At 66.4% G+C, this 25733-nt stretch carries 27 protein-coding genes; 14 read left to right on the forward strand and 13 right to left on the reverse strand.

Annotated elements, in window-relative coordinates; all coding sequences use genetic code 11:
* Nucleotides 1-459: 459 nt before the first annotated feature.
* Complete coding sequence (locus MLE27_RS13535; RefSeq protein WP_243312619.1) at nt 460-963, reverse strand: hypothetical protein; 504 nt, start codon at nt 961-963, stop codon at nt 460-462.
* A 269-nt stretch (nt 964-1232) separates the two neighbouring features.
* Between MLE27_RS13535 and MLE27_RS13540 the strand changes: the two genes are divergently transcribed.
* From MLE27_RS13540 to cmk, 3 genes are read left to right on the forward strand one after another with little or no spacing between them, the layout of a single operon-like run.
* A complete protein-coding gene (locus MLE27_RS13540) occupies nt 1233-1691 on the forward strand; it encodes a universal stress protein (RefSeq protein WP_243312620.1) in 459 nt (152 codons plus the stop codon).
* Between the two features lie 11 nt (nt 1692-1702).
* Nucleotides 1703-2812, forward strand: a complete 1110-nt coding sequence (hisC, locus tag MLE27_RS13545; RefSeq protein ID WP_243312621.1) for a histidinol-phosphate transaminase — start codon at nt 1703-1705, stop codon at nt 2810-2812.
* Entirely contained in the window at nt 2805-3464 is a 660-nt protein-coding gene (gene cmk / locus MLE27_RS13550; RefSeq protein WP_243312622.1) for a (d)CMP kinase, read from the forward strand. The genes hisC and cmk overlap by 8 nt, the downstream gene beginning before the upstream one ends.
* Here the strand turns inward: cmk and MLE27_RS13555 are convergent.
* The 6 genes from MLE27_RS13555 to MLE27_RS13580 form a co-directional block, all read right to left on the reverse strand.
* On the reverse strand, nt 3461-4258 hold the full coding sequence (locus MLE27_RS13555) for an alpha/beta fold hydrolase (RefSeq protein WP_243312623.1): 798 nt from the start codon (nt 4256-4258) through the stop codon (nt 3461-3463). The genes cmk and MLE27_RS13555 overlap by 4 nt on opposite strands.
* 32 nt (nt 4259-4290) lie before the next feature.
* A complete protein-coding gene (locus MLE27_RS13560; protein ID WP_243312624.1) occupies nt 4291-6054 on the reverse strand; it encodes a histidine kinase dimerization/phosphoacceptor domain -containing protein in 1764 nt (587 codons plus the stop codon).
* 632 nt (nt 6055-6686) lie between these two features.
* Nucleotides 6687-7343: a 3'-5' exonuclease gene (locus MLE27_RS13565; RefSeq protein WP_243312625.1), complete on the reverse strand. Its 657-nt coding sequence runs from the start codon at nt 7341-7343 to the stop codon at nt 6687-6689.
* A gap of 4 nt (nt 7344-7347) precedes the next feature.
* Nucleotides 7348-8535, reverse strand: a complete 1188-nt coding sequence (locus MLE27_RS13570) for an alginate O-acetyltransferase AlgX-related protein (protein WP_243312626.1) — start codon at nt 8533-8535, stop codon at nt 7348-7350.
* Nucleotides 8536-8537: 2 nt separating this feature from the next.
* The gene (locus tag MLE27_RS13575; RefSeq protein WP_243312627.1) at nt 8538-9992 is read right to left on the reverse strand and encodes an MBOAT family O-acyltransferase; all 1455 of its coding nucleotides are present in this window, start codon (nt 9990-9992) and stop codon (nt 8538-8540) included.
* 152 nt (nt 9993-10144) lie between these two features.
* Complete coding sequence (locus MLE27_RS13580) at nt 10145-11785, reverse strand: SGNH/GDSL hydrolase family protein (RefSeq protein ID WP_243312628.1); 1641 nt, start codon at nt 11783-11785, stop codon at nt 10145-10147.
* A gap of 323 nt (nt 11786-12108) precedes the next feature.
* Here MLE27_RS13580 and MLE27_RS13585 point away from each other — a divergent pair, with 323 nt between their 5' ends.
* Nucleotides 12109-13608: a glucosamine inositolphosphorylceramide transferase family protein gene (locus tag MLE27_RS13585; RefSeq protein WP_243312629.1), complete on the forward strand. Its 1500-nt coding sequence runs from the start codon at nt 12109-12111 to the stop codon at nt 13606-13608.
* Here MLE27_RS13585 and MLE27_RS13590 read toward each other — a convergent pair.
* A complete protein-coding gene (locus tag MLE27_RS13590) occupies nt 13537-13962 on the reverse strand; it encodes a hypothetical protein (RefSeq protein WP_243312630.1) in 426 nt (141 codons plus the stop codon). The genes MLE27_RS13585 and MLE27_RS13590 overlap by 72 nt on opposite strands.
* A 66-nt stretch (nt 13963-14028) precedes the next feature.
* On the opposite strand from MLE27_RS13590, the gene MLE27_RS13595 reads away from it, so the two are divergent.
* The gene (locus MLE27_RS13595) at nt 14029-14352 is read left to right on the forward strand and encodes a hypothetical protein (protein ID WP_243312631.1); all 324 of its coding nucleotides are present in this window, start codon (nt 14029-14031) and stop codon (nt 14350-14352) included.
* Nucleotides 14353-14472: 120 nt separating this feature from the next.
* Here the strand turns inward: MLE27_RS13595 and mazG are convergent, their stop codons facing one another.
* Genes mazG through mnmL form a run of 5 tightly spaced genes read right to left on the reverse strand, consistent with a single transcriptional unit; the run spans nt 14473 to nt 17975 of the window.
* Nucleotides 14473-15255 carry a nucleoside triphosphate pyrophosphohydrolase gene (gene mazG / locus MLE27_RS13600; RefSeq protein ID WP_243312632.1) on the reverse strand — a complete coding sequence of 261 codons (783 nt, stop codon included), beginning with the start codon at nt 15253-15255 and terminating at the stop codon, nt 14473-14475.
* 11 nt (nt 15256-15266) lie between these two features.
* Entirely contained in the window at nt 15267-15875 is a 609-nt protein-coding gene (locus MLE27_RS13605) for a CvpA family protein (RefSeq protein WP_243312633.1), read from the reverse strand.
* Nucleotides 15876-15916: 41 nt separating this feature from the next.
* Nucleotides 15917-16384 carry a methylated-DNA--[protein]-cysteine S-methyltransferase gene (locus MLE27_RS13610; protein WP_243312634.1) on the reverse strand — a complete coding sequence of 156 codons (468 nt, stop codon included), beginning with the start codon at nt 16382-16384 and terminating at the stop codon, nt 15917-15919.
* Nucleotides 16381-17040: a hypothetical protein gene (locus MLE27_RS13615; protein ID WP_243312635.1), complete on the reverse strand. Its 660-nt coding sequence runs from the start codon at nt 17038-17040 to the stop codon at nt 16381-16383. The genes MLE27_RS13610 and MLE27_RS13615 overlap by 4 nt, the downstream gene beginning before the upstream one ends.
* Nucleotides 17037-17975, reverse strand: coding sequence for a tRNA modification radical SAM protein MnmL/YtqA (gene mnmL / locus MLE27_RS13620; RefSeq protein ID WP_243312636.1), 939 nt, complete (start codon nt 17973-17975; stop codon nt 17037-17039). The genes MLE27_RS13615 and mnmL overlap by 4 nt, the downstream gene beginning before the upstream one ends.
* A 205-nt stretch (nt 17976-18180) precedes the next feature.
* Here mnmL and MLE27_RS13625 point away from each other — a divergent pair, with 205 nt between their 5' ends.
* The 9 genes from MLE27_RS13625 (at nt 18181) to atpH (ending at nt 25729) form a co-directional block, all read left to right on the forward strand.
* Nucleotides 18181-19221 carry a rod shape-determining protein gene (locus MLE27_RS13625; RefSeq protein ID WP_243312637.1) on the forward strand — a complete coding sequence of 347 codons (1041 nt, stop codon included), beginning with the start codon at nt 18181-18183 and terminating at the stop codon, nt 19219-19221.
* Between the two features lie 46 nt (nt 19222-19267).
* Complete coding sequence (mreC, locus tag MLE27_RS13630) at nt 19268-20200, forward strand: rod shape-determining protein MreC (RefSeq protein WP_243312638.1); 933 nt, start codon at nt 19268-19270, stop codon at nt 20198-20200.
* A complete protein-coding gene (locus tag MLE27_RS13635; RefSeq protein ID WP_243312639.1) occupies nt 20197-20667 on the forward strand; it encodes a hypothetical protein in 471 nt (156 codons plus the stop codon). Before mreC ends, MLE27_RS13635 begins: the two co-directional genes overlap by 4 nt.
* Nucleotides 20651-22498: a penicillin-binding protein 2 gene (mrdA, locus tag MLE27_RS13640; protein ID WP_243312640.1), complete on the forward strand. Its 1848-nt coding sequence runs from the start codon at nt 20651-20653 to the stop codon at nt 22496-22498. The genes MLE27_RS13635 and mrdA overlap by 17 nt, the downstream gene beginning before the upstream one ends.
* Before the next feature lie 3 nt (nt 22499-22501).
* Nucleotides 22502-23617: a rod shape-determining protein RodA gene (gene rodA / locus MLE27_RS13645; protein WP_243312641.1), complete on the forward strand. Its 1116-nt coding sequence runs from the start codon at nt 22502-22504 to the stop codon at nt 23615-23617.
* Between the two features lie 28 nt (nt 23618-23645).
* Nucleotides 23646-23993, forward strand: a complete 348-nt coding sequence (locus MLE27_RS13650) for a bactofilin family protein (RefSeq protein ID WP_243312642.1) — start codon at nt 23646-23648, stop codon at nt 23991-23993.
* Nucleotides 23994-24154: 161 nt separating this feature from the next.
* Complete coding sequence (locus tag MLE27_RS13655; protein ID WP_243312643.1) at nt 24155-24586, forward strand: ATP synthase F0 subunit B; 432 nt, start codon at nt 24155-24157, stop codon at nt 24584-24586.
* Between the two features lie 34 nt (nt 24587-24620).
* A complete protein-coding gene (locus MLE27_RS13660; protein ID WP_243312644.1) occupies nt 24621-25187 on the forward strand; it encodes an ATP synthase F0 subunit B in 567 nt (188 codons plus the stop codon).
* On the forward strand, nt 25184-25729 hold the full coding sequence (atpH, locus tag MLE27_RS13665; protein WP_243312645.1) for an ATP synthase F1 subunit delta: 546 nt from the start codon (nt 25184-25186) through the stop codon (nt 25727-25729). Before MLE27_RS13660 ends, atpH begins: the two co-directional genes overlap by 4 nt.
* The last annotated feature ends 4 nt before the right edge of the window (nt 25730-25733 follow it).

The raw sequence follows: 25733 nt of genomic DNA on the forward strand, positions 1-25733 counted from the left end.
GCTCCAGGCGTGGCCTCTCCAGGGCCGAACTGTCCGCTGTATTTGAAGAACATCAGCCAGTTCGGCCCTGGGGAGGCCACGCCTGGACCCGCTACTGCTCACCGGGTACATTGGAAGGATCTTTCAGGCCCGCTTTCGCAAAATCGACGATAAAAGAGCCCCCGGGTACATACTGCCCGGGGGCTTTTTCTGTGGCGGATCAACTGGTGGGCGCGGAGGCGCCAGGCATGAGGCGCCTCCGGCGGCCAAAGGACTTCGCCCTTTGGAATCCCTTATAGGGTCGGCTGGTGTCTGGATGCCGCGTGTGACTTGAGGCGGCTCAGTCGAATCCGTGAGTGGGCATTGGAAAGGGAGACGGGGAGGGAACGGGGCCGGGTCTTCGGTCCGCCGGGGCTCCCTCCCTGCTGGGCGGGAGCCCCGGCGTTCGCCGGCGAATGTCAGGGCTGGGGCGAGCCGCGATTACAGGTAATCGCCCCGGTTGAACTTGATCTGCTCCGTCGCGGCCATGACTTCCAGTTCATTGACCATGGAGGAGAGTTGCGGGCTCTGCCCGTCCAGCCCGGGATGCTCGTCCTTGAGCTTTTTCACGCCGGTCTGGATGTTTTCAAGGGTGCCGTAGGCCTGGCGAAGCTGGTTTGCACCGCCGTCCGCCAGTTGTCCGGCATATTTTTCCCATTGGCTCAACAAGCTGTTCACGTTGTCCATCACCGCCTGCCTGTCGCTTGCGGCCGAAACGGCCGTGGTGGGCGAAGTCCCCTGGACGGCCGCCTGGGCGGCCACGGCCTGGGCCAGCCCGGCAGCGCCAGACATCAGCGGAGCGACGGCCGACGCCGTCTGGGAGGCATCCGCACCGCCCACCTCGCGGGCCAGTATCTCCCCGAAACTGACTCCCGTGGCGCCGGCGGCCTTCTGGACCTTGCCCGTCTGTTGTACAGGCGTGATCTGGTCTGTTTGGATCTTCATAGGCTGCATCTCCTCGCCCTGACATGTTCCCTGCCAGGCTTAAGCAAAGCCCTTGCCAAATCGATGAACATGTAAGGCGCTGAAATCGTTGATGCTGGCCGGAGGCGGGAGGGAATTTTTTGCCTCCCTGCGCATTCCGCAGCCGGGCGCGGCGGCCCGGCCCGAACCTGGGGCCAGAACATCCCTAGTACACGGGAAAACCCTTGTCTATCGCAGGCCTGCTTGGCTACACTGGCCGGACCGGAAATTTTGCAACAATGGAGGCGGCCATGGCCGAATTCAAGAAGATCCTGTGCGCTGTGGACTTTTCCGATCAGAGCCCCAAACTGGCCGACTACGCCAAGACCCTGGCCCGCTGCACGGGCGCGAAACTGCTGTGCGTGTACGTCGCGCCTTCCCTGTCGCAATACGTGGGCTTCCATGTGCCGCCCAGCTCCATCGAGTCCTTCGTGGGCGAGATCGTGGCCGGAGCCGACACCAGCATGGAGGCCTATCTCAAGGCCCACTTCGCGGGCGCGGACGCCAGCGGCAAGGTGCTGGTGGGCTACCCCGCCGAGGAGATCCTCAACCTGGCCGAGGACGAAAAGGTGGACCTCATCATCATGGGCACCCACGGGCGCACCGGCATCGACCGCATCCTCTTCGGCTCCGTGGCCGAGAAGATCGTCAAGAGCTCCAAGTGCCCCGTGCTGACTATCCGCCCCGAACCCCAGGCCGACGAGGATTGATGGTTTTTCCTATGGACCCCAAAGACACGCTGCGCCCCGAGGTGCTGGAGTTCACTCCGTACTCCCCGGGGCTTTCCATCGACGAAATCAAGGAGCGCTACAAGCTGGCCAGCGTCATCAAGCTGGCCAGCAACGAGAACCCCCTGGGGGCCTCCCCGCTGGTGCAGCGGGTGCTCACGCGCCGCTCCGAGGTGGTGTTCCGCTACCCGCAGTCAGGCAACCCCAGGCTGGTCAAGGCCATCGCCGGGCACCACGGGGTGCCCGTGGAGTGCGTGGTGCCGGGCAACGGCTCCGACGAGATCATCGACCTGCTGCTACGCGTGAAGGCCCGCCCGGGCGTGGACAACGTGGTGGCCTTCCAGCCCTGCTTCAGCATCTACCGCCTGCAGGCCAAGCTCTGCGGCGTTGAGATGCGCCAGGCCCCCCTGGCGCAGGACTTCCGCTTCCCGTTCGAATCCATGCTGGAGCTCTGCGACGAGAACACGGCCCTGGTGTTCCTCACCAACCCGGACAACCCCTCCGGGCACGCGGTCAAGGCCGCCGAGATCGCCTACCTGGCCAAGGCCATGCCGCCGCGCGCCCTGCTGGTGGTGGACGAGGCCTACGTGGAGTTCGCCGAGCCCGAGCAGGAATACTCCGTGATGAACCGCCTGGAGAGCCTGCCCAACGTGGTGGTGCTGCGCACCTTCTCCAAGCTGTACGGCCTGGCCGGGCTGCGCCTGGGCTTCGGCGTGATGCCCGCCTGGCTGGCCGACCTGGTCATGCGCGTGCGCCTGCCCTTCAGCGTGAACCTGCTGGCCGAGGCCGCGGGCATGGCCGCCCTGGAGGACACGCACTTCCGCGTGGCCACCCTGGAGACCGTGCGCAAGGGCCGGGCCTGGCTCACGGGCGAGCTTGAGCGCCTGGGCTGCACGGTGCAGCCATCCCAGGCCAACTTCCTGCTGTTCACCCCGCCCACCGAGGCCAAGGCCCTGTTCGAGGCGCTGCTGGCGCGCGGCATCATCATCCGGCCCCTGGCCAGCTACGGCCTGCCGGAGTGCCTGCGCGTGAGCATCGGCAGCGAGCCCGAGAACCGCGCCTTCATCCAGGCCATGTCCGAGATCATGGGCATCCATGACTGAGCCCTCCATCATCACGTTGGACGGCCCCGCCGGGGTGGGAAAGACCACCCTGGCGCGGATGCTGGCCCAGGCCCTGGGCGTGGCCTACCTGGACACCGGGGCCATGTTCCGGGCCACGGCGCTGCGCCTGGGCGATGGCGGGTGGGACCTGCCCCCCGATGAGCTGGAAAAGCGGCTGGACGGTCTGGAGTTCGGCCTGACGGGCGTGGGTTCGGGCTCCGTGCTGTTGTGCAACGGCGAACCCGTGGGTGATGAAGTGCGCACCGAGCAGGCGGGCGTCTGGGCCTCCAGGGTGGCGGCCCGGCCCGAGGTGCGCGAGTTCCAGAAGAAGGCCCAGCGGGCCATCGGGGCCAGCGTCTCCCTGGTGGTCGAAGGGCGGGACATGGGCAGCGTGGTCTTCCCCGCCGCCGCCCGCAAGATATTCCTGGACGCGGACCCGCGCGTGCGCGCCCAGCGCCGGGCGGAGCAGTTGAAGGCCATGGGCCAGCCCGCCGACTTGGCCGCCATCGAGGCCTCCATCAGGGAGCGCGACGAGCGCGACCGCAACCGCCCCATCGCGCCCCTGGCCCCCGCCAAGGACGCCGTCATCGTGGACACCTCGCGCCTGAGCCTGGAGCAGGTGTTCGCGCGCCTCGTGGAGCTTACGGGCTAGAGCCCGTTGATCTCCAGAAATCTCTCCAACATCGCGTTGACCTGGGCGGGCACTTCCAGCGTGAGGAAGTGCCCCGAGCCCACCGCCTGGCCGTGCATCAACTGGGGGCACAGCTCCGCCAGTTGCGCCGTGTCGGTTCTCGGGCGCGACGAGGACACGTAGAGCATGGGTGCCCGGCAGGCCCGCGCCGCGGCCGCGCCGTCGGCTATGCGCCACTGCTCGAACAGGGCCACGATCACGTGCTGGGGGGTGCGCAGCATGCGCTCCAGGATGGCTTGCTTGCGTTGCGGATCGTCCACGGGGTCGAAGGCGGCCTCGAAGTAGCGCAGGAAGTAGCCCTGCCAGGCAGTGGAGCGCAGCCCGTCCAGCAGGGAGTGGATGCGGCTTGGCCTGCCCGGGGGCGAGAGCACGGTGGAGTCCAGGCAGGCCACCCCGGCCACCAGCTCCGGGTGGTGGTGGGCCAGCTCCAGCACCACCACGCCGCCCATGCTGTGCCCCACGGCCGTCACGGCGCGGCCCTCCATGCCTTCGAGCCCGTTCAGCATTTCCGCCAGGTCCTCGGCCAGCTCCGCGAAGGCGTAGCCCTCCTGGGGGGCGTCGCTCTCGCCGTGGCCGCGCAGGTCCGGCGCGATGACCCGGCGCGTCTTCTGGAAATGCTCGATCTGGGGGGTGAGGAAGGTGTGGTCGCAGCTGTTGCCGTGGACGAAGAGCAGCGGCGGCAGGACGCCTTCCGCGCCGCTGTCGTAGACGTTGAGCGCCGTGCCGTCCCGGAGGGTGACGCGTGTATAGGCCATGGTGCCGGGTGTACCCCCTGAAAGGGGACGGATCAAGCGCCGGGCTGTACTATGGGGAGGCGGAGGTTGAACACCGCTCCCCGCGTGGAGTCGACCGTAAGCTGCCCGCGCAGTTGCTCGGTCAGCAAGGTGACGATCTGCAGGCCCATGGTGTGGGCTCCCGCAATGTCGAACCCCGGGGGCAGGCCGGGGCCGTCGTCGCCCACTGTCACTTCCAGGCAGCCGTCCTCCTGGCGCAGGCTCACCCGCACCTCGCCCGCGGCCCTGTCCTTGAGCCCGTGCTTGATGGCGTTGGTGACCAGCTCGTTCATGATGAGCCCGAAGGGGATGGCCTTGTCCAGGCCCAGGGAGACGGCCGGCAGGTCCAGGTTCAGGGTCACGTCCCTGCCGCCCTTGTAGGTGGTCACCAGCCTGGGCACGAACTGCTCCAGGTAGGCCTTGAGGTCTATCTCGCCGAAGTCGCGCGAATGGTAGAGCTGCTCGTGGATCAGGGCCATGGAGGCGATGCGGCTTCTGGCCTCGAGCAGGGCCGCCTTGGCCTCGGGGTTGCTCATGCCCTGCTTCTGGATGCTGAGCAGGCTGGAGATGATCTGGAGGTTGTTCTTCACCCTGTGGTGGATCTCGCGCAGGAGGATGTCCTTCTCCTTGAGGGAGGCGGCAATGCTGCCTTCAATCTTTTTCCTCTCGGTGATGTCCCTGGCCACGCTGATGTAGGCGATCTGGACGCCCATGTTGAAGCAGGCTACGCGCATCTCCAACGGAAGCAACCCGCCGTCCTTGCGGCGATGCGCCGTTTCAAAGGCGGCCACCTTGCCGACTTCGATGCGGTCCCTCAATTGCCGGATCGCCTCCGGGGTGTTGTGGTTGGTGTCCAGATTGTGGACGTGCAGTTCCAGCAGTTCGTTGCGGGAGTAGCCGGTCTGCCGCAAGGCTTCGTTGTTGACCCCCAAAATGCGCCCTTCCATGTCCGTGAGATAGATTGCGTCGCCTGCGTTCTCGAACACGGTGCGGAAGAGCTCCTCGCTCTCGCGCGTTTTCTTTTCCGAAGCCCGCAGCGCCATTTCAGCGAGGTTGCGCTGTTGTTCGTGCCGCAACAGCAGCGTGAACATGGTCAGGATGAGCCCCGCCCCGGCCAGGAATATCACGCTGTAGCGGACGCCCGTGCCCTTCGCCGTGCGTGCAAGCGACTCCGCGTATTTGTCCATGGGCACGGTCACGCTGATGCCGCCGCGTATCTCGCCCAACTTGTAGCCCTGCTTGGCGTGGCATTTCAGGCAGGGCTCCTCCGTGAGCATGGGGCGCATGAAGCGCATGACCTCGCGGCCATCCTCAACCGCGATTTCGTGGTACTCACCGACGCCCCGTTTGAAGGACTCCAGCGCCGTGGTCTCCCAGGGCGAAGGGGCGTTCGCGGGCCGGATGGGCTCCAGGCTGGTGATGTGGGCCTTGAGCCCGGCGTCCTCGAGCATGACGCCGTGCACCATGCGCGTCATGTAGGCGGGGTTGATCAGGGTGAGTTTCTTTCCGGAGTCTGTGACGATGTCCCTGTCCGGCACGTCGAGGTAGGGGTTGGGCCGCAGGGTTTCGGTGATTTCCGCGTAGAGGCCGCCCATGCGCGCGGCCCAGCGCCGGTAGGTGACGTCCTTCTCGTAGGCGATGCGGGCCTCGACCAATGCCTGCTCCAGGGCGGATTCATGGTCGTTGCTCAGGGCCATGTAGTACAGGTAATACGTGAAGCCCGACCATAACCCGAGGACGACCAGAAACAGCAGGATCAGCTTACGGAGTATGTTCACCGCGGGTCCCCCGATTCAAGGCGCAAGGAAGCGAGGGGTGGGAAAGCTCCCGTGGCGAGGACCGCCACAGGTTCGGTTGGGAAGAGGGCTGAGGCCGGCCGGGCTGCGTTCATCCGGTAAACCATAGTTACAGACCTGCAAGATGCAGTTGATTCGCATGCCCCAGGCCAAGCGGACATGCTTAAATTCCGCTGATTAAAAAATGTCACATGCAAGATGGGGAGTCAATCGGATAAGCGCCAGCCCTGATGCCCTCCTGGCCAATGGGTTGGCTGCACGATCGGCGTGCGCGCAACATGCCGCAAAGGAAGAAGAAAAAAATAGCAGACGCGATGCGTCCGGGATCACGGCGGATTTCCGCAACGCTTCCGTAACGGGGCTTGGGCGCAGGGTTTTATTTTGTTGCGGGATGATGCGGCTGGGGTATGAGGGAATCAATGCCGAAGGCGGTCTTCGGCAGGCGTCGGAACGGCAACGGAGGGTAGAGGTCGTTAATTCCAGGCACCATAACGGGCGAGTGAGCGCCCCAGCGAGGATTCGTCGAAGCGCGCCCTAGCCCCCCGATACACTGCGGGGGCCCTGCCGGGAAACGGCAAGCGCAACAAGGCGGATCCTCTTTTTTTAGTGCCGCCCTATTCTTCCTTGGCGGCTTTCCTGGCGGCCTTGGCGCGAGCGGCGGCCTCTTTTTTCTTGAGCATCGGGCGGATGGCCTCCATGGCCAGGTACAGCTCCCTGCTGACCCAGGCGTCCGTGGCCGCGTAGCAGACCTGCGCCGGGCTCAGGCAACTGGCCTCCCAGTTGGTCAGCCGCGCCTTCTTGGAGACGCGCACGCCGAGCAGCCCCGCCGCCAGGTTGCGCAGCCCCGTCACGGGCCAGCCGAATTTCTTGGCCCACTCCCCCACGTCCTCGAAGCGCCTCGGCGTCACCGGGCCCAGCTTGCCCAGGGCGTTGATGTCGTCGCGCACGGCCACCCCGGCCTTGACCACCGCCTCGTCCCCCAGAACCGCCGTCAGTTCGGCCCAGGCCGCGAAGGCCCCGGGACGCACCAGCACCACCAGTTCGGCCCCGGCCAACTGCACCAGGGAGGGCAGGTAATTGACCCCGCGCTTGAAGGTGGGCCGTGTTTCGGTGTCGAAGCCCAGCACGGCCTCGCCGCCCAGCCGCTCCAGGGCGCGCAGGGCCTCGTCCGGTGTCTGGGCGATGACGACCTCGCCCTCGTAGCGCGCCTGGGGCAGGGCGGCCAGTTCTTCGGGCAGCATGGCCCGGGGTGGTTCAAAGGGGGTGTTCATGGCGTCACTGCTCCATGGGCAGAGCGGAAGGAGGGGGTGGTTGGGTGAAATAACGCTCCACGAACTCGTCGATGACGATGTCGGGCTTCTCGTCCAGGATGATCTGGGGCTTGAAGCCGCGCACGTGCACCGCGTCCGTGGGGAAGGGCCAGACGAACACCATGCGTGAGAAGTGTTCGGCCAGGAAGGGGATGATCTCGTGCACGAAGGAGTCGCGCAGGACCACGGTCCTGGGCAGGGAGGCGTCCTCGTTCTCGTAGATGGAGAGCGGCTGGAACTCGTTGAGCCCGGCCTCGCGGCCGGTGGTCTCCCGGGCCTTGCGGGGCAGCAGGGGCTCCATGGTCACGACGTTCTCCGTGTAGATGTCGCTCATGGCGATCATGCCCGCCAGGCCGCCCTTCAGGCCGGGCCGTTCGCCCACGGCGTAGTCCGAAAGGGGCGCTGGCTTGAGGCCGGGGAAGTACTTTTTGAGCGCTTCCGCGATCTGCCGGTAGGCGAAGAAGGCGCCGAAGGGCGTCCAATGGCTGTCCGTGCGGTAGTAGGCCGTGCCGTTGGCCCGGGCTTCGCGCAGGGCGGGCCGCAGGTCCACCACGTCGATGCCCGCCTTGGTCAGGGCCTCGACCATCTGATCCATCTTGTTGGTCTGGCGGGCCTTGGTGAAGCGTTGGGGCACGTAGTCGGGGTAGATACTCACCTTGTTGGGGGCCACCACCACCATGTAGCGGATGCCAAGCCCGGCCAGCCAGTCGCGGCGGGTGCGGTAGATGTGCACCCAGGTGTCGAGCTGTTGCGGGGTCAGAGGGGCGGTCACGCGCCAATCGTTGATGACGTTGAGCTGCGGGTTTTCCTGGGCCAGGTAGAGCCAGTCGTCGTTGCCGGCCAGCACCGGGTCCCACGGCATGGAGGATTTGAGCAACCGCACGTCCAGCAGATGCTCCCAGCGCACCAGCACCCGGCGCAGGCCGAAGTTGCGGTCCAGCCAGTTGCGCCGCAGCTTGTAGATCACCTGGGCCATGGTGGGGAAGTCCATTCTGATGCTGGGCATGGGGTTGGGGTCGCTCTCCTGCAGGGGCACCACGGGGTTGATCTTGAGGATGTTGGCCGTGACAGGCACGAGGATGGCCCCAATGAACACGATGGAGACCATCAGGGCGACGACCTTGCTCGCCAGGCGGTTGGCTGCGTTGTCCATGCTCAGAACTGGAAGTAGATGAACGGGTTGTGGGTTCCGCTGGCCAGCGCCATGCAGGAGAGCAGCAGGATCGCGGGCATGGCCACCAGTCCGGTGAGGGCGTCGACGAAGGGGCCGTAGAGGAAGCTGCCCGTGCGCTCGAGCATGCGCGCGCGCCAGGCCGCCAGCCAGGGGATCACCGGGGCGGAGCCGACCACGGCCAGCACCAGCACGATGCCCACCTTGGGGTTCATGAACAGGCCGGGGTGCCACTCCATGCCGGTGCCGGTGCCCATGCCGGCCATGGCCTTGAGGAAGGCCGTGGCCTGGCCCAGGTTCTCCGCCCGGAAGAACACCCAGCCCACCATGACCACCAGCAGGGTGTAGGCGTGGGCCAGGGGGCTCCAGGCCTTGTCCATCCAGGCCCCGAAGCGGGTGCGCTCCAGGCCCAGGAAGAAGCCGTGGAACAGGCCCCAGATGATGAAGCTCCAGCTGGCCCCGTGCCAGAGCCCGCACAGGAAGAAGACAAGCACCAGGTTGAAGGTCACGCGGGCGTTGGAGCAGCGGTTGCCGCCCAGCGGAATGTAGAGGTAGTCGCGGTACCAGGTGGAGAGCGAGATGTGCCAGCGCCGCCAGAACTCGCGGATGTTGCGGGAGATGTAGGGGTAGTTGAAGTTCTCCAGGAACTTGAAGCCGAACATGTGCGCCAGACCGATGGCCATGTCGGAGTAGCCGGAGAAGTCGAAGTAGATCTGCAAAGTGTAGTAGAGCACCCCCAGCCAGGCCACGGAGGTGGTCAGCTGGTCGGTGGGCACGGCGAAGATCTTGTCGGCGGGCAGGGCCACCACGTTGGCGATGAGCACCTTCTTGCCCAGGCCGGTGACGAAGCGCCGCACGCCGTAGGCGAAGCGCTCCACGGTGACGGTGCGCCCGGAGAGCTGGCCAGCGATGTCCTTGTAGCGGACGATGGGGCCGGCCACCAGCTGCGGGAACAGGGCGATGTAGAGCGCGAGCTGGCTCAGCGAGGCGTTGGGCGGGGTCTGCCTGCGGTAGATGTCCATCAGGTAGGAGATGCAGTGGAATGTGAAGAAGGAGACGCCGATGGGCAGGTGCACCTTGCCCACGTCGATGGGGTGCATGCCGAGCGGCGACACCACGAAATGATTGAGGTTGTCGACGATGAAGTTGGTGTATTTGAAGATGACCAGCAGCGTGATGTTGAAGGCGATGGCCAGCCCGATCTGGAGCTTGGCCGAGGAGGTCCGGTGGGCGTTGTGCACCCAGAGCCCGAACCAGAAGTTGGCCAGGATGGAGACGGCCATGACGATGGTGTAGGCCCCCTCGCCCCAGGCGTAGAAAACGAAACTGGCCGCCAGCAGCAGGGTGTTGCGGATCTTGAGCGTGGATGCGCCGACATAGTACAGCAGCAGCACCAGTGGCAGAAAATAGAATAGAAAAGATGCGGAACTGAAGACCATGCGATCCTGCGGTGTATGGACGATTTGGTGCTTGCCCGAAGGGTGGTTGCCCCTTACCCGATGGAGCCGCTTTTGACAACTCCCGCCCCTGGAAGCCCCGCGGGCGTCTGTCCGGCGTATCCCGGTGCGGTCGGGCCAGGCGGCCTTCCGCCTCAGCGCCCGGCGGGTTGCGACCGGAAGAAGATGTCCGCCCCGTGGTGGAAGAGCTGGGCGCTGCCGGAAAGGGTCACCCGTACCTCCAGCGCGTCGCCCGCGTCGTTTGGCGGCACGAACCCGTAGCGTTCGCCCACCGGCATCCATTCTCCGGTGTCGTACTGTGCGGTCTCCGAGATTTTGCGCCACTGCCCGCCCAGCTTGGCCTCCACCAGGACGACGCCTTTGTTGGAGAACAGGCGCGGATGGTAATAGACGGGGCCCTTCCAGCCGTCGAGGCGCAACACTCCCCGCATGACGCCGGCCTTGGCCGGGTCCTGGGGGGCGATCTTGCACCAGCCTTGCGGGGCCAGGCTCTCCTCGGTCGAGGCCAGGTTCCGCATCTCGACCTCCGCGATCTCCAGGGGCAGGGCGGGCGGCTTGGCGAAATCGCGCCCGGCGTAATATTCGCCCCACCCGGCATAATAGGACAGGGCCGCGTCCATCGACTCTTTGGAGGGGACTGGGCACATGCCTAGGCGGTCCCGCATGAAACCGGAATCGCGCAGCTTCTCGAAGACCTCTCTGGCGAGCAGGTAATTGAGCAGCTGCGAGTAATGCGTTTCGTCAAGGAACAGGCGGAAAGCCTCCGGATGGCGTTCCGTCAGGGCGTCCACCCAGGGCTGCATGTCCACGAACATGGCGCCGCTGGCGCTTGCGGCGCTGCGCAAAACGGAGCGCGTGTATTCCCGCCCGAACTTGAACAGGGGCACGTTGACAGGGTAGGGGATCCTGTCCGCCTCCTTGGCGGCGGAGGCGTCCGGCCTGACGATCCAGCCATAGTTGACGACCACCACGGGGGTGCCCCGGCTTTGGCGCTCGCGGATGAAGGCCGCGACGTTCTCAGCAAAACCGAAGGCCTTCATCTTGTGCTCCATGGCGTCGGCGGTGAACCATGACTCCACGGCCAGGCGCGCTTCCCGGAGCATGGCCGCGCGGCCGAGCAGGTCGAAAAGATCCTTCGGCCCCGACCTGGGTTGCCAGGCCGGCCATTTCCCGGAGCCGCCTTCGTCCGGCTCAGGGGTGTCCATGGCTACGAGCCTCGTGAGCACGCCGCGCTGCCGCACCGCCTCGTCCACGTTGCTGATCGACGCCGCGGTCAGGACGTCGGTGACGCCGTCCATCACCACGTAGAGGTCTGGCGACAGCTCCTCCAGCTCCGTATTGGCGCGGATGCGCGTATGCCAGCTGTTGTAGCCCACCACGCCCGCGTTGATGACCTCCGCCTGCACGGGGCAGCCTTTCAGGGCCAGGTCGAACATCTGTTGCAGCAGCGCCGGGTAGGAGGTCTTGGGTCCGCTGTAGCCGTAGGTGGTGGAGTTGCCCACGCAAACGATTCTGACGGTGTCCGGCTTTTTTCGGGCCTCGACGGTGCGGCCGGCGTAGGCCCTCACGTCCCCCTGGGCCTCGGGGAGGCGGGTCTCGAGCCTGTAGCCCAGTTGCGGGTCGGGCATGCAGGTCACCCTGAACGCCTGCGGATCGAACGCGGGGGGCTTGGCCCCGGGCGCGCCGTGGGGGGCCTCACCCTGCGCGTGCAGCAGGGCGAAGACCTCCAGCCCCAGGCAGGAGCCGATGAAGGCCAGGAAGATGGCCACACTCATACAGGCGACAGCCCTTTCCGCCCGGTGGTTGGTCATGCTGCCCATGTGCGGCGCCGCATCGGGACGGAGTCATGGAGCGGGCCGCAGGCCGGCGCCGTGCCGAGGTTTGGCGGAGTGTTGCGAATCATGAACGGGGACGGGCCGGAACAGCAATGGAGCACCGGTGGGTGGGCATGATAGGAAGCTGAGGGGCTGAAAGCCATGCGATCCTGCGCTGTCTGGACGATTTGTAGCTTGCCCGGAGGACGGTAGCGCTTATCCGATGGAGCCGCTTTTGACAACTCCCGCTCCGGGAGGCTAGCAACCGGGCCAAAGGAGCATCCATGCACAAAGACTTGCCACGCGTCGCCGTTGCCTGCCCCCCTTCGGGGGTCGGAGCCTGGCAAACGGCCGCCCTGGCCGCCCTGGGTCAGTCCGGCGTCCCCGTGACCCTGCCCGAAGCCGGGGCCTGCCCGCCGTGGCTGCCCGCGCCCTGGGGCCTGTTCCTGGGCCGGGAGAAGGCCGCCCCCGTGGCGGGCGGCCTCGTGGCCCCCGGCGCTTCCGGCGCGGAGCTGCTGCTGGCCCCGCCGGGCCTGCGCGCGGGTGCGGAGCTTGCCGCCCTGCTGCCGTTGGGCCTCCTTGAGGTGGAGGCCTTCCACCCCGCCCTGGCGCGCGACGGCGCGCTGGAAGGCCGCGTGCTCTGGCGGAGGGCCACCGCCCCGGGCAGGCTGGAGACGCGCCTGGCCGCCAGCGTGGCCACCTGCATGGAAGGCCCCCTGCCCGGCGGCTGGGCCGCCAACCACCTGGCCAAGCTCTCCCGCGCGCCCGCCGGAATCCTGGCGCGCATGGGCGCGGACCCTGAGGCTTTCTGGAACGCCTGCCCGCCGTGCGAACCCCTGCCGCCCTTCAGGCCCTCGGGCCTGAGCTGGCTCCGCTTCGCCGCCGATCTGGCCCGCTGGGGCCTGACCCGCGCCTGGCAGGATCTGCTGCACCGCCGCCAGTGGTTTCTGGCCGTGCGCCCGGGCGGGGGCGACCCGCTTGCTCCGGGGTTCGCCGCGCGGCGCTTCGCGCCCCTGTACCCGCCCAAGGGCACGGGCTGGGCCGACCCGCTGTTCTTTAGCCGGGGCGGGCGGAGCTGGCTGTTCATCGAGGAGATTCCGCCCTCGGGCCGGGGCGTCATCAGCGTGATGGATTTCGACGGCAAGAATTTCGGCCCGCCCAGGCGCGTGCTGGAGGAGCCGTTCCACCTCTCCTACCCCAACGTGTTCGAGCACGGCGGCGAGGCCTACATGCTGCCCGAGACCTCCCAGGCCGGGCAGGTGCGGCTGTACCGCGCCACGGATTTCCCCGGGGGCTGGGTGCTGGACAGGGTGCTGCTCGACGGCCTGCGCGCCGTGGACGCCACCCTGGTGGAGCATGGCGGGGCCTGGTGGCTGCTGGCCAACGTGCGCGGGGAGCGCGGCTCCTCCTGGGACGAGCTGCACGTGTTCAAGGGGCCGTCGCCCCTGGGGCCGTTCACGCCGCACAGGCTGAACCCCGTGGTCTCGGATGTGCGCAGGGCCAGGCCCGCGGGCCGCATCGCGCGCCTGGGCGGGCGGCTGGTGCGCTACGGGCAGGACTGCTCGGGCTGGTACGGCCGGGCCCTGGCCGTGACGGAGATCACCCGCCTGGACGACGACGGCTACGAGGAGAGGCCCCTGGCCCGCCTGGAGCCCGGGCTCATCGAGGGAGGCAGCTTCTGCCTCCATACTTTTGACGCTCTGGCGGGAGGCTCACTGGCCGGTGACGCCCAGGCCGGGCTTGAGGTCGTCGACGGGCAGCGCCGCGTTCTTCTTTGGCGCTGAGGCGTCCGGCGGCGGGGGCGGCCCGTAGGACACGATGGAGACCAGCTCGCAGACCACGCCGCGCTTGGTGCCGCGCACGTCCGTGACCATGAACTTCACGGCCTGCCCCTCTTCGAGGGCGGCCTTGGTGGCTTCGCCCTGCAAGGGCAGGGGCACGTTCACGGCCACGGTCTGGTCTTCGGAATCCACGGCGTAGCCCAGCACCGCGCCGTTCTTTTCCGAAACTGAATTGATGACCCCCTCCAGCGGCGAGGGCTTCAGCGGGTCCGTCTTGCCGAAGGTGATGAGCAGCGCCAGGGCTATGGCGCAGGCAAGGGCGAAATATTTGGCCGAACGCAACTCGGCGTACTGCATGACTCCTCCATGTTGGACAATCTGGCCTGTTCCTTGCTAAGAATTATAATAGGCAAGGAGGCCGTCATGACCACGAAATCTCATCTTTCAGCCGCACCGGCCATGCCGGCGCCGTGGGGCGCCGCCCGCCTGCACCCGCTGGACATGGAGGACGTGGCCCTCTCCAGGGAGGCGCTGCGGGTTCTCGGCGACACGGCCAGGAAACTGCTGGTCCGGGCAGGGGCCGAAGAAACCTCGATGGCCCGGATAATCAAGGCGTTCTGCGCCAAGGCGTTCTGGAACGAGAGCGACGGGGCTCTGCTGCTCTGCGGCGAGCTGGATGGCAGGATGGTCTGCCTGCCGGTGCCCGCCGGGCACTGGGAGGTGGCCGTGAGCGGCCCGGCGCATTGAGCGCGCCGCATCAGTCTGAGCTGGGCGGTGGCGAACGCCTGGCGCGTCCCGCCCGGGGGCAATATAATGCCGCTCCCGGCGGGAGGAAGGGCCTCCGCCTGATACGGCGCGGGCGAACGCCTATTTCTCGCGCTTCTTGACCTCGTCCCAGAGGGCGTCCCAATCAGCCAGCCGGAAGTCCGCAGTGTTCAGGCCGCGCTCGGCGGCCAGGGCCTCCATGGCCTCGAAACGGGCCAGGAAGCGGGCGTTGGCGCCCTCCAGGGCGGAGTTGGCCTTCACGCCCAGCCTGCGCCCGTACTCCACCACGCAGAAAAGATAATCCCCGAATTCGGCCTCCACCCGCTCCTGGTCGCCTGAGGCCACGGCCTCCTGCAGCTCCTGCCACTCGCGGCCCATCTGGGCGGCCTGGGCGGCGTCGTCCTCCCAGGTGAAGCGGTGGCGCGCGGCCTTGGAGCCCAGGCGGTAGGCCTTGAGCAGCGGGGGCAGGCCCCTGGGCAGGGAGGCGAAGATACCCTCCTTGTTGTCCTTCTCCTGGCGCTTGATGCGCTCCCAGTTGCGCAGCAGCTCCTCCTGGTTCTCCACGTTCAGCCCCTCGAACACGTGGGGGTGGCGGCGGATCATCTTGGCCGCGATGGCGTCGATGGAGTCGGCCAGGGTGAAGGAGCCCTTCTCCTCGTAGAGCGCACCCAGGAAGCAGAGCAGGAAGAGCACGTCGCCCAGCTCCTCCATGGCGCCGTGCTCGTCACCCGCGCGGATGGCCTCCACCAGCTCGTGGGCCTCCTCGATGACGTAGTCGCAGAGGCTCTCGGGGGTCTGTTTGCGGTCCCAGGGGCAGCCCTCGGGGCCGAGCAGCGTGGAAACGACCTGGCGCAGCTTGGCCAGGGAGTCGCCTGTATTGGGCATGGGGGACGTCCTTATGTGGTGCTTTTCTTCTGCCCGTGCGGCTTGGCGGGCGTGGGCGCGGGAGCGGGCGCCGGAGCGGGCGGAGACGCCGGGGGCTCCACCACCTTCTTCTGGGGCGTCACCGGCGGGGGCGTCAGGCTCTTGAGCTTCTGCTTCCAGTCCGGCGGGATGTATTCCGAGATGAAGCCGTCGACCTTCTCCAGCACCGGCACCAGCTTGGAGCTGGCCATGAAATCGGGCCGGGGCAGGAGCGCCGTCCAGACCCAGAGCACCACCGCCGTGAGCAGCACGCCCTTGGCCAGGCCGAAGAAGCCGCCGAAGAACTTGTTGGCCCAGTCGATGAGCGTGAGCTTCATCAGCCCCGTGATGCCCACCACGATCAGCGAGCAGGCGATCATGGTGCCCACGAAGATGATGATGAACGCGGCCGGGCCCGCGAAGGCCGGGTTGGAGACCATGGGCGCGATGTGCGGCGAGAGCTGCGGCGAATAGGCCACGGCCAGCTTGAAGCCGAAGACCAGCGCCAGGATGGAGGCGGCCTCCTTGACGAGGCCCCGCAGGTACCCCCGGAAAAAGAAGAAGCCCCAGATGATGAGCAGGGCGAGATCGACGATGTTCACGCCGAGGGCGTATCAGGTTTTTTCGCGGGAGGCAAAAGGGGCTACAGCGCCCCCTCGAGCTCCAGCAGCCACTTTTTCATCTCGAGCCCCGGTCCGAAGCCGCCAAGCCCGCCGCCGGAGGCCAGCACCCGGTGGCAGGGGTAGATCAGGGGCCAGCGGTTGCTGGCCATCACCTGCCCCACGGCCCGCGCCGCGCCCGGGCTGCCGCAGATGGCCGCCAGCCCGCCGTAGCTTACCACCTGCCCGGCGGGCACGCGCACAAGCTCCTCCAGCACGCGGCGCTTGAAGCGCGGCATGCCCTCCAGCTCGATGGGCAGCTCGGGCCAGTCCACACGCTCCCCGGCCACGTAACGGTCCAGCGCCTTGGCCAGCTCGCGTCCCATCTCCGTGACCAGGCGGGGCGCGTCCCCGGGGGCGGACCAGGAGAGCGACATGTTCCGCAACGTGCCGTCGCTCCAGGCCAGATCCAGGCGAAGAGGGGCGGATACGAGCGTTTCGGTGAGGATCATTGCGCGTTCTCCTTCTTGTAGGCCGCCTGGGGCGACAGGGCGAGGCTCAGGGCCGCCTGGTGCAGGGCCTCCTCGTAGATGGGGCGCTGATCCTCGGTGATGTACCAAGTCAGGCGCAGGAAGCCGTCCGAGGTGAGCCAGGTGTACGTTGCGCTGATGACCTGGCGGCCCAGGGCGCGGTTGAAACCGGCCTCCTTATAATAGTGCATGCGCCTGGTGGGGAAGTGTTCTTTTTCCAGAAAGGCCGTCCCCGGGGGGGCGGCGTCCTCCCGGTCGCGTTCGACCAGCACGTGGTCCATGAACAGCTCCTGGGGAGTGCGCTTCCTGCCCGTTTCCCGGGTGATGAGCATGAAGGGCGTGACGAACCATGTGTCGGCCTTCTTCTGGAACCCGGCGTGGGTCCGGCGGAACGCGGCCAGCTCCTCGTGGGGCACCGGGGCCTGCTTGCCGGGGTGCTCGAACAGGAACAGCTCCAGGGGCGGGATGCGCACGAAGTCCGCCGGGAGGTTCAGGGAGTAGGAGCCGTCGTCTGCCGAGGCCAGCGGTTCGGCGGCGCGGGCCGGATGGGAGGCCGCGAGCAGCGCCAGCAGAGCCAGCTGGGCCAGAAAGGCCGGAAGCGCCAGGGCCGGAAGAAGGTGGGCGGTGGGCCGGGTCATATTCGCTCCGTTCGGTTCATGCCCTGGCGCACGCCGCGCACGCGCAGGACCTCCGCGATGGTGTTGTGCAGCCGTCTCCTGGCCCCGGCCCAGGCCGGGGCCACCAGCTCGCCGTGGGCCGGGTCCGCGTGCAGGCGGTGCACCACGATCTCCGGGCGCAGCCGGGCCAGGGCGCGGGCCACGAAGTCGGCGTACTCCTCCAGTTCGGGCAGGGGGGCTTCCCCTTCCAGGTGCATCCGGGCCAGCTCCGTGCCCTTGGCGGCGTAGACGTTGTGGAACTTGACGCCCGCCACGGGCAGGGCGTTCACGAAGTCCACGCTGGCGTCCCAGTCCGCGCGCGCCTCGCCGGGAAGCCCGGCCATGAGGTGCGCCGTGACCTTGAGCCCGGCCCCGGCGGCCATGCGCACCGCTGCAGCGAAACAGGCCGCGTCGTGCCCCCGGCGGATGCGGGCAAGTGTTGCCGGGTTGGACGACTGCAAACCCAGTTCCAGCCAGAACTCCTCCACGGGGAGGGCGGCCAGCAGGGCGGTCTTTTCCTCGTCCAGGCTGTCGGGGCGGGTGGCCAGGCAGAGCCCGGCCATGTCCGGCAGGGCGGCCAGTTCGTCCAGCACGGCGGCCAGGCGTTCAGCCGGACCGTGGGTGTTGGAGAAAGCCTGGAGGTAGCCCACCAGGGCGAGATCCTGGCCCCAGCGGGCGCGCAGGCGCTGGCTCCAGTAGGCCCACTGGGCGCCGAGGGGCATGCGGCTGCCGAGCCCGGTGCCCGACCCCCTGGCGTTGCAGAAGATGCAGCCCCCCGCGGCCAGGGTGCCGTCGCGGTTGGGGCAGCCGAAACCGGCGTCGAGCGGAACCTTGCGGGCGGCCCTGCCGAAGAGCGCGCGCCAACGGGCGGAAACCGCGTTGTACGGCCGGGCCTTCTGGGGTGAAACGTGGTCCATCAGAGTAAAATCCCGTTGACATCACGGCTCGAATTGACCAACACCAGCGTCGAACCGAACGACGGCAGGAGCCCTGGCGCACCGCCGTAGCAAGGGCCGGCCGCGTGCGGCCCGGCTTTTTTTATCGCGTTCCCTGCATCTTCCGGGGCCGCTGATCGCGCCCACGAAATACGCCAGGCTCCTGACGCGAGCCAAGGAAGGGACCATGTCCAGACTTTTGGATTCCGCACTGGGATTTTTCTCCAACGATTTGGCTATCGACCTCGGCACCGCCAACACCCTGGTGTACGTGAAGGGCAAGGGCATCGTGCTCTCCGAGCCCTCGGTGGTGGCCGTCAAAAAGGACGCCCGGGGCGTCAACAAGGTTCTGGCCGTGGGCGCCGAGGCCAAGAAGATGCTCGGCCGCACGCCCGGCAACATCGTGGCCATCCGGCCCATGAAGGACGGCGTCATCGCCGACTTCGAGGTGACCGAGGCCATGCTGCGCCATTTCATCTCCAAGGTCCACAACTCCCGGCGCCTGGTGCGCCCGCGCATCATCATCTGCGTGCCCACGGGCATCACCCAGGTGGAGAAACGCGCCGTGAAGGAGTCGGCCCAGTCCGCGGGCGCGCGCGAGGTCTACCTCATCGAGGAGCCCATGGCCGCGGCCATCGGCGCCAACCTGCCCATCACCGAGCCCACCTCCAACATGGTGGTCGACATCGGCGGCGGCACCACCGAGGTGGCGGTCATCTCGCTGTCGGGCATCGTCTACTCCAAGAGCGTGCGCGTCGGCGGCGACAAGATGGACGAAGCCATCATGCAGTACGTCAAGCGCAAGTACAACATGCTCATCGGCGAATCCACGGCCGAGCAGATCAAGATCAACATCGGCAGCGCCCACCACTCCACGAGCATCGGCGACATGGAAGTGAAGGGCCGCGACCTGGTCACGGGCATCCCCCAGAACATCCTGATCACCGCCGACGAGGTGCAGAAGGCCATCGCCGAGCAGGTGGAGTCAATCGTGCAGGCCGTGCGCATCGCCCTGGAGCAGACCCCGCCCGAACTGGCCGCCGACATCGTGGACAGGGGCATCGTGCTCACCGGCGGCGGCGCGCTGCTGCGCGGGCTCGATCAGCTGCTGCGCGAGGAGACCAGCCTGCCCATCGTCATCGTGGACGATCCGCTCTCCGCGGTGGTGCTGGGGTCCGGCAAGGCGCTGGACAACCTGGACGTCTTAAAAGAGGTAACGATCGATTAAGCCCTCGCCCCAGCGCATCGCCCTGGGCCTGCTGGTTGCCCTGTTCGTGTACCTGGGGGTGTTCACCTGGAACATCCGTACCGGCTACGTGGACACGTTGGCCAGCCACACGGGCCTCGAACTCACCCGCTGGGTCCTGACGCCCGGCCGGTGGGTGTGGACGCGCTTATCCTCCTTCTGGGAACGCTACGTCTACTTCGTGGGCGTGCGCCAGGAAAACGAGACCCTTCGCGAGGATCTCGCCAGGGCCAACGAGGAGCTGGTGGGGGCAAGAGAGCAGGCGTCGCTGGCCAAGCGGCTCACCGACCTGCTGCTCATCGCCCCGCCGCCCCAGTGGACCCGCGAGGCCAGCCGGGTCATCGCCCACCGCCTCGGCCCCAACGCCGCGCTGGAGACCTTCGTCATCGACAAGGGCCGTCGCAGCGACGTGGACGTGAACACCCCCGTGGTGGCGCCCGAGGGCGTGGTGGGGCGCGTGCTGCGGGCCTCCATGAACGCGGCCACCGTGCTCATGGTCACGGACCCCAACTCCAAGATCCCGGTTGTCTCCCAGAAGTCGCGCACCCAGGGCATCCTGGTTGGGCGCGGCTCGGGGCAGCCCATGATGCTGCAGTACGTCTCACTCTCCGCACAGGTTGAGCCCGGCGAGATCCTGGTGACCACCGGGCTCGAAGGCATCTTCCCCCAGGGCCTCCCGCTGGCCACGGTGACCAACGTCAACCGCGAGGGGGCCTCGCTCTTCCTGAACGTTTCGGCCCAGGCCCTGTTCGACCCCAAACGCCTGGAGGAGGTGGCCCTGCTCAAGAAGGCCCCGCCGCCCAAGCCCGAGGAGGAAGAGGCCCTGCCCGACACCAGCACCAAGCGCCCCAAGGGCGCGGCCGATCGCAAGGGCGAGGTCAAGAAGCGCGGACGCAACGAGCCCCCCGAAGCCCGGCCACAGGAATCCACGCCCAAGAAGAAGCGCGGGGAAGGGCAATGACCGGCCGGCGCGCGGCTTTCTGGACGGTGTTCACCCTGGCGGGCATGTGGCTGCAAAGCTTTCTTCCGGGCGTGGACTTCCTCGCCCCGGGACTTATCCTGAGCCTCCAGGAGGAGAAGCTCCGAACCACCGTCATCCTTGGCGTGATCTGGCTGTTCATCCAGGAGGGCACAGGCTCGCTGGCCTTCGGCACCGTGGTGCTCTGGTACGCGCTGCTGGTGGGCCTGTTCTTCTTCGGGCACTGGCTCTTCGAGGCCAGGAATTTCTTGTTCATGATGATCCTCGGGGCCTGCCTCGGGGTGCTGCACTTCGGACTGATGGACGTGATGACCCAGCTGCAGGACTGGCGCGCCGCGCCGGGCCGGGTGCTGGTGGAGTCCATCGTGCAGGCCGTGGTCTTCCCCGTCGAGTGGGGACTGATTTACATCATCCACAACCACCTGCCCCAAAATGGCCAAAACATATGAGCCCGAATCCGGGCAGCAAGCCCCGCGCGGCGGCCTGATACTGCTCCAGGTCCTGATCCTGGGGCTGTTCTGCCTGTTCGTGGTCCGCCTGTGGTATCTGCAGATCCACAAGGGCGAACACTTCGCCGACCTGGCCCGCGAGAACCAGATGCGCCAGGCCTCCATCATTGCGGCCCGCGGCATGATCCTGGACCGCAACGGCAAGCCCCTGGCCATCAACGAGCCATCCTTCGCCCTGGGCCTGATCCGCGAGGACTGCCCCGACGTGCAGGGCACCCTGCAGAAGGTGGCGGAGTGGACCGGGCTCGACTACCAGGCCCTGCTGGACACCTACATCCGCGGCAAGAAGCGCTCCAAGCCCTTCGAGCCGTTGGTGCTCATCTCCAACCTGTCCTACGAGCTGCTGGCCAAAATCGAGGCCAACGCCGTGTCCTGGCCGGGGCTCGAGATCCTCACCCGCCACAAGCGCTACTACCCCAACGGGGATCTGCTGGCGCACGTGATGGGCTACGTGGCCGAAGCCAACGAAGAGGAGTTGGAGAAGGACTCCCGCCTGGCCCTGGGCGACCACGTGGGCAAGCAAGGCCTGGAGCTCACCCTTGAGCAGCGCCTGCGCGGCGAGAAGGGCCTCAAGCAGATCGAGGTGGACGCCTACGGCCGCGAGCACGACCAGCAGGTCCTGCTGGAGCCGCGCGCGGGCAACAGCCTGTCGCTCTCCATCGATATCGACCTGCAGGCCTACGCCACCAAGCAGCTGGAAGGGCAGGCGGGCTCCATCGTGGTCCTTGAGCCCAACACCGGCAAGGTGCTGGCCCTGGTGAGCCAGCCCACCTACGACAACAACCTCTTCGTGCTGGGCATCCCTCCCAAGAAGTGGAAGGAGCTGCGCGACGACCCCATGCACCCCATCCAGAACCGGGTGTCGCAGTCGGTGTACCCGCCGGGCTCCACCTTCAAGCTGCTCATGGCGGCCTGCGCGCTCTCCGAGGGCATCGTCAAGCCCACGGACACGGTGTTCTGCTCCGGCTCCTACCGCGTGGGCGACCACGACTTCCACTGCTGGAAGAAGGGCGGCCACGGCAGCGTGGACATGCGCTCCGCCCTTGTGCACTCCTGCGACGTCTACTTCTACCAGTTGGGCGAGAAGCTGGGCATCGACCGCATCAACCGCTTCGCCCTGCAGGCGGGGTTCGGCGCGCCCACCGGCATCGACCTGCCCCACGAGCGCTCCGGCCTGATCCCCTCCACGGCCTGGAAGAAGCGCCGCTACGGCGAGAACTGGACCCGCGGCGAAACGCTCAACTGCTCCATCGGCCAGGGCTACGTGCAGGTCTCCCCCCTGCAGTTGGCCAAGTTCTACGCTTCGCTGATAAACGGCGGCAAGGTCATCCGGCCGAGCCTGGTGCTCACCGACCCCGTGGACGTGCAGAGCCAGCTCCCCCTCTCCGAGAAGGACCGCGACTTCCTGATGAAGGCCATGGTGGAGACGGTCAACTCCGGCACGGGCCAGAAGATCAAGCGCGCCGACGCCATGATGGGCGCCAAGACGGGCACGGCCCAGGTGGTCAAGCTCATCAACGCCGACATCCGGGCCAAGACCAAGGACACCCCCTACAAGTACCGCGACCACGCCTGGATCGCCACCTGGGGCATCAAGGACAACAAGAGCTACGTGGTGATCTGCATGCTCGAGCACGGCGGCCACGGCGGCGAGGACGCGGGCCCCCTGGTGCGCAACGTCTACGACTACCTCTTCGGCCCGTCCAAGCCGCTGCCCCCCGCCCCCAAGGGCGAGGCGGCCCAGGCCCAAACCCAGGGACGCCAGGACTAGCGCATGACCCCGGTCGACCGCAGGCTCTTCACCCACATCAACTGGCCGCTGCTGCTCGTGCTGGGCTGCCTTTTCGGCATCGGCGTGCTCAACCTCTATTCGGCCAGCGGCTTCCGCATGGGCGACGGGGTCTCGCTCAACCCCTACTACCAGAAGCAGTGCATCTGGGGCGTGGCCGGCTTCATCTGCATGGTGGCCCTGACCTTCTTCGACTACCGTTACCTCAAGCACATAGCCTGGCCGTTGCTGGCCGTGACCATCGTGCTCCTGGCGCTTGTTCCGGTTATGGGCAAGACCGTCTACGGGGCCAAACGCTGGCTTGATTTCGGCCTGTTCAGCTTCCAGCCAAGCGAGTTCGCCAAGTTCGCCACGCTGCTGGTGGGCGCGCTGATGCTCTCCAAGGATTCCGGCAGGTTGGGATGGCTGGGGTTGTTCGGGGTGCTGGCTGCGGCCTTGCCTCCGGCAGCCATGGTCATCGTCCAGCCGGACCTGGGTTCGGGCCTGAACATCCTGCTGCTGCTCTGCGGCATGATCCTCTACCGGGGCCTGGCCGGGCGTGTGTTCAAGGTGCTGCTGCTGGTGGTGCCCATAGTCATCCCCTGCGGCTGGTTCTTCCTCAAGCCCTATCAAAAGCTAAGAATTCTTACCTTGTTCAATCCTGAACGAGACCCGCTGGGCTCGGGCTACCACATCATCCAGTCCCAGATAGCCATCGGCTCCGGGCAGATGTGGGGCAAGGGCTTCCTGGAGGGGACCCAGAGCCAGCTCCGCTTCCTGCCGGAGAAGCACACTGACTTCGCCGTGGCGGTCTTCGCGGAGGAGTGGGGCTTCGTGGGCGGCGTCGTTCTGGTGGCCCTGTTCTGCATCTTCCTGTACATGCTGGCCTGCACCGCCCGCGATGCAAAGGACCGTTTCGGCTCCTTTCTGGCGGCCGGGGTCTTCTTCTATTTCTTCTGGCAAATCCTCATCAACATGGGTATGGTTCTAGGAATCATGCCGGTTGTGGGAATCCCCCTGCCGTTCATCAGCTACGGGGGCAGCGCGACTATCGTCAACTTCTGCCTGATCGGCATCGCACTCAACGTATCCATGCGCCGCTTCGTCTTCAAAAAGACCTGACGCGCCCCAGAATCACCGGAGGTTCGCCTTGGCCAAGGACGAGATCAACGCCTTTTTGGGAGTGGGAACCACCTACCGCGGACGGCTGGATTTCACCGGCTCGGTGCGGGTGGACGGCATATTCGAGGGGGAGGTCGAGTCCGAGGGCACCCTGGTGGTGGGCCGCGAAGCCCAGGTCGCCGGGGCCGTGCGCGTGGGCGAGTTGATCCTTGGCGGCTCCCTCGAAGGCGAGGTCCAGGCTTCCAAGCGCGCCGTTCTCCACAAATCCGCCCGTTTCAAGGGCACGCTGACCGCTCCGAGCCTCTCCGTGGAGGAGGGCGCCATCATCGATGGACAGGTTTGCATGTGCTCCGCCGTTGAAGCGAAGCCCGAGTAGTTTCGCTGTCCAATCTCGTGAATTTTTGAACAATCAGGCTGTAAACGGCCTGTTTCCGTGGTTTTACAGACCCTTTTCCAAAAAGCCCCTGGACACCATACCTGAAATCAGGTAGGGAGCCCCCTGGGCTTGAAACAAAATTCACAATTAGGGGGCGGTTGATGAACATAATGAATCTCGACGGGTGGTTCTTTGTCCAGCTTGCGAACTTCCTTATTCTTCTGGTGGTGCTGAACGCCGTTCTCATCGCCCCCGTCCGCCGGATGCTCAAAGTCCGCGCGGAGAAAATCGCCGCCCAGACTTCTGAAATCGAAGGGTTCACGTCCTCCGCCGAGGACAAGATCAAGAACTACGAGGCCGCCCTCGAGTCCGCCCGCCGCGAGGCCGCCGCTGTGCGCACCGGTCTGCGCGCCGACGGGCAGGCGCAGGAGAAGGTCATCCTGGAGGCCGCCGGCGCCGAAGCCGGCGAGACCGTCAAGGCCGCCCGCGCCAAGGTTTCCTCCGAGTCCAAGGCTGCTTTCGACACCATGCTGGCAGGGGTGGCCGGCATGGCTGAGAAGGCCGCTTCCAAGATTTTGGGCAAGTCCCTGTAACCGGCAGCCCCAAGCGATCTCAAGGAGGTTGGCATTGAACAAGGCACGGATAGTATTCTTCACCTTGGCGGTGTGTCTCTTGACCGCCGCATGTGCTTGGGCGTCGTCTGAAGGGCACGATGCGCCCAACTGGAAAAACCTGATCCTGCGTACCATCAACTTCGCGCTGTTCGTGGGCATCATCTGGTACGCGGCGGGCAAGAAGATCGCCAACACCTTCACCGGCCGCAAGCTCTCCATCGAGAACCAGCTGGCCGACCTCGAAGAGCGCAAGGACTCCTCCCAGAAGCGTCTGGCGGAAGTCGAACGCTCCATCGCCAACCTTGAGTCCGAGAAGGCCCAGATCCTCGAGGACTACCGCGCGCAGGGCGAAAGCCTCAAGGCCGCCATCGTGGCCGCCGCCGAGGATCAGGCCGCCCGCATCAAGGCCCAGGCTTTGATCACCGCCGAGCAGGAAGCAAAAATGGCCATGAACGCTCTGCGCGTCGAAATGGCCGACAAGATCATCGAGGCCGCCCAGGACCTTCTGGCCAAGAAGCTCACGGCCAAGGCCCAGGACAAGCTTGTTGACGACGCTTTAGGCAAGGTGGTGCTCAATTGACCGGTAACATCGTAGCGCGCAGGTACGCCAAGGCGTTGTTCGCCCTTGGCGTCAAGGAAAAGGCCGCCGAAACCTTCGGCAAGGACCTCGAGGGGCTGGCGGGCGCCATGAAAGCCTCCCCCGAGCTTCTGAAACTCTTTAGCAGCCCGAGCTTCAACGTCCAGGAGAAGAAGTCCGTTCTCAAGGAAGTGGTCGCCAAGTTGAAAATGGCTCCGCTGTCCGTGAATTTCCTGTCGGTCCTGGCCGACAAGGGACGCCTGGACTGCCTCCCCGACATCCAGAAGACTTTTGCCGAGCTTCTGGACGAAACCACCGGGGTGGTGCGCGGCAAGCTGACCACCGCAATGGAGCTTCAGGCCAAGCGGCAGCAAGACATCAAGTCCAAGCTGGAGGAGAAATCCGGCAAGAAGCTGGTTCTCGAATTCGCTGTGGACCCCGCCATCCTCGGCGGCATCGTCTTGCAGGTGGGGGATAAGGTCCTGGACGCTAGCCTTCGGGCCCAGTTGCAGCTGCTGAAAGAACAAATCAAGAGGGGTGAGTAGGGCC

It is taken from the genome of Fundidesulfovibrio agrisoli (assembly GCF_022808715.1).
GTDB classification, from domain to species: Bacteria; Desulfobacterota; Desulfovibrionia; order Desulfovibrionales; family Desulfovibrionaceae; genus Fundidesulfovibrio; species Fundidesulfovibrio agrisoli.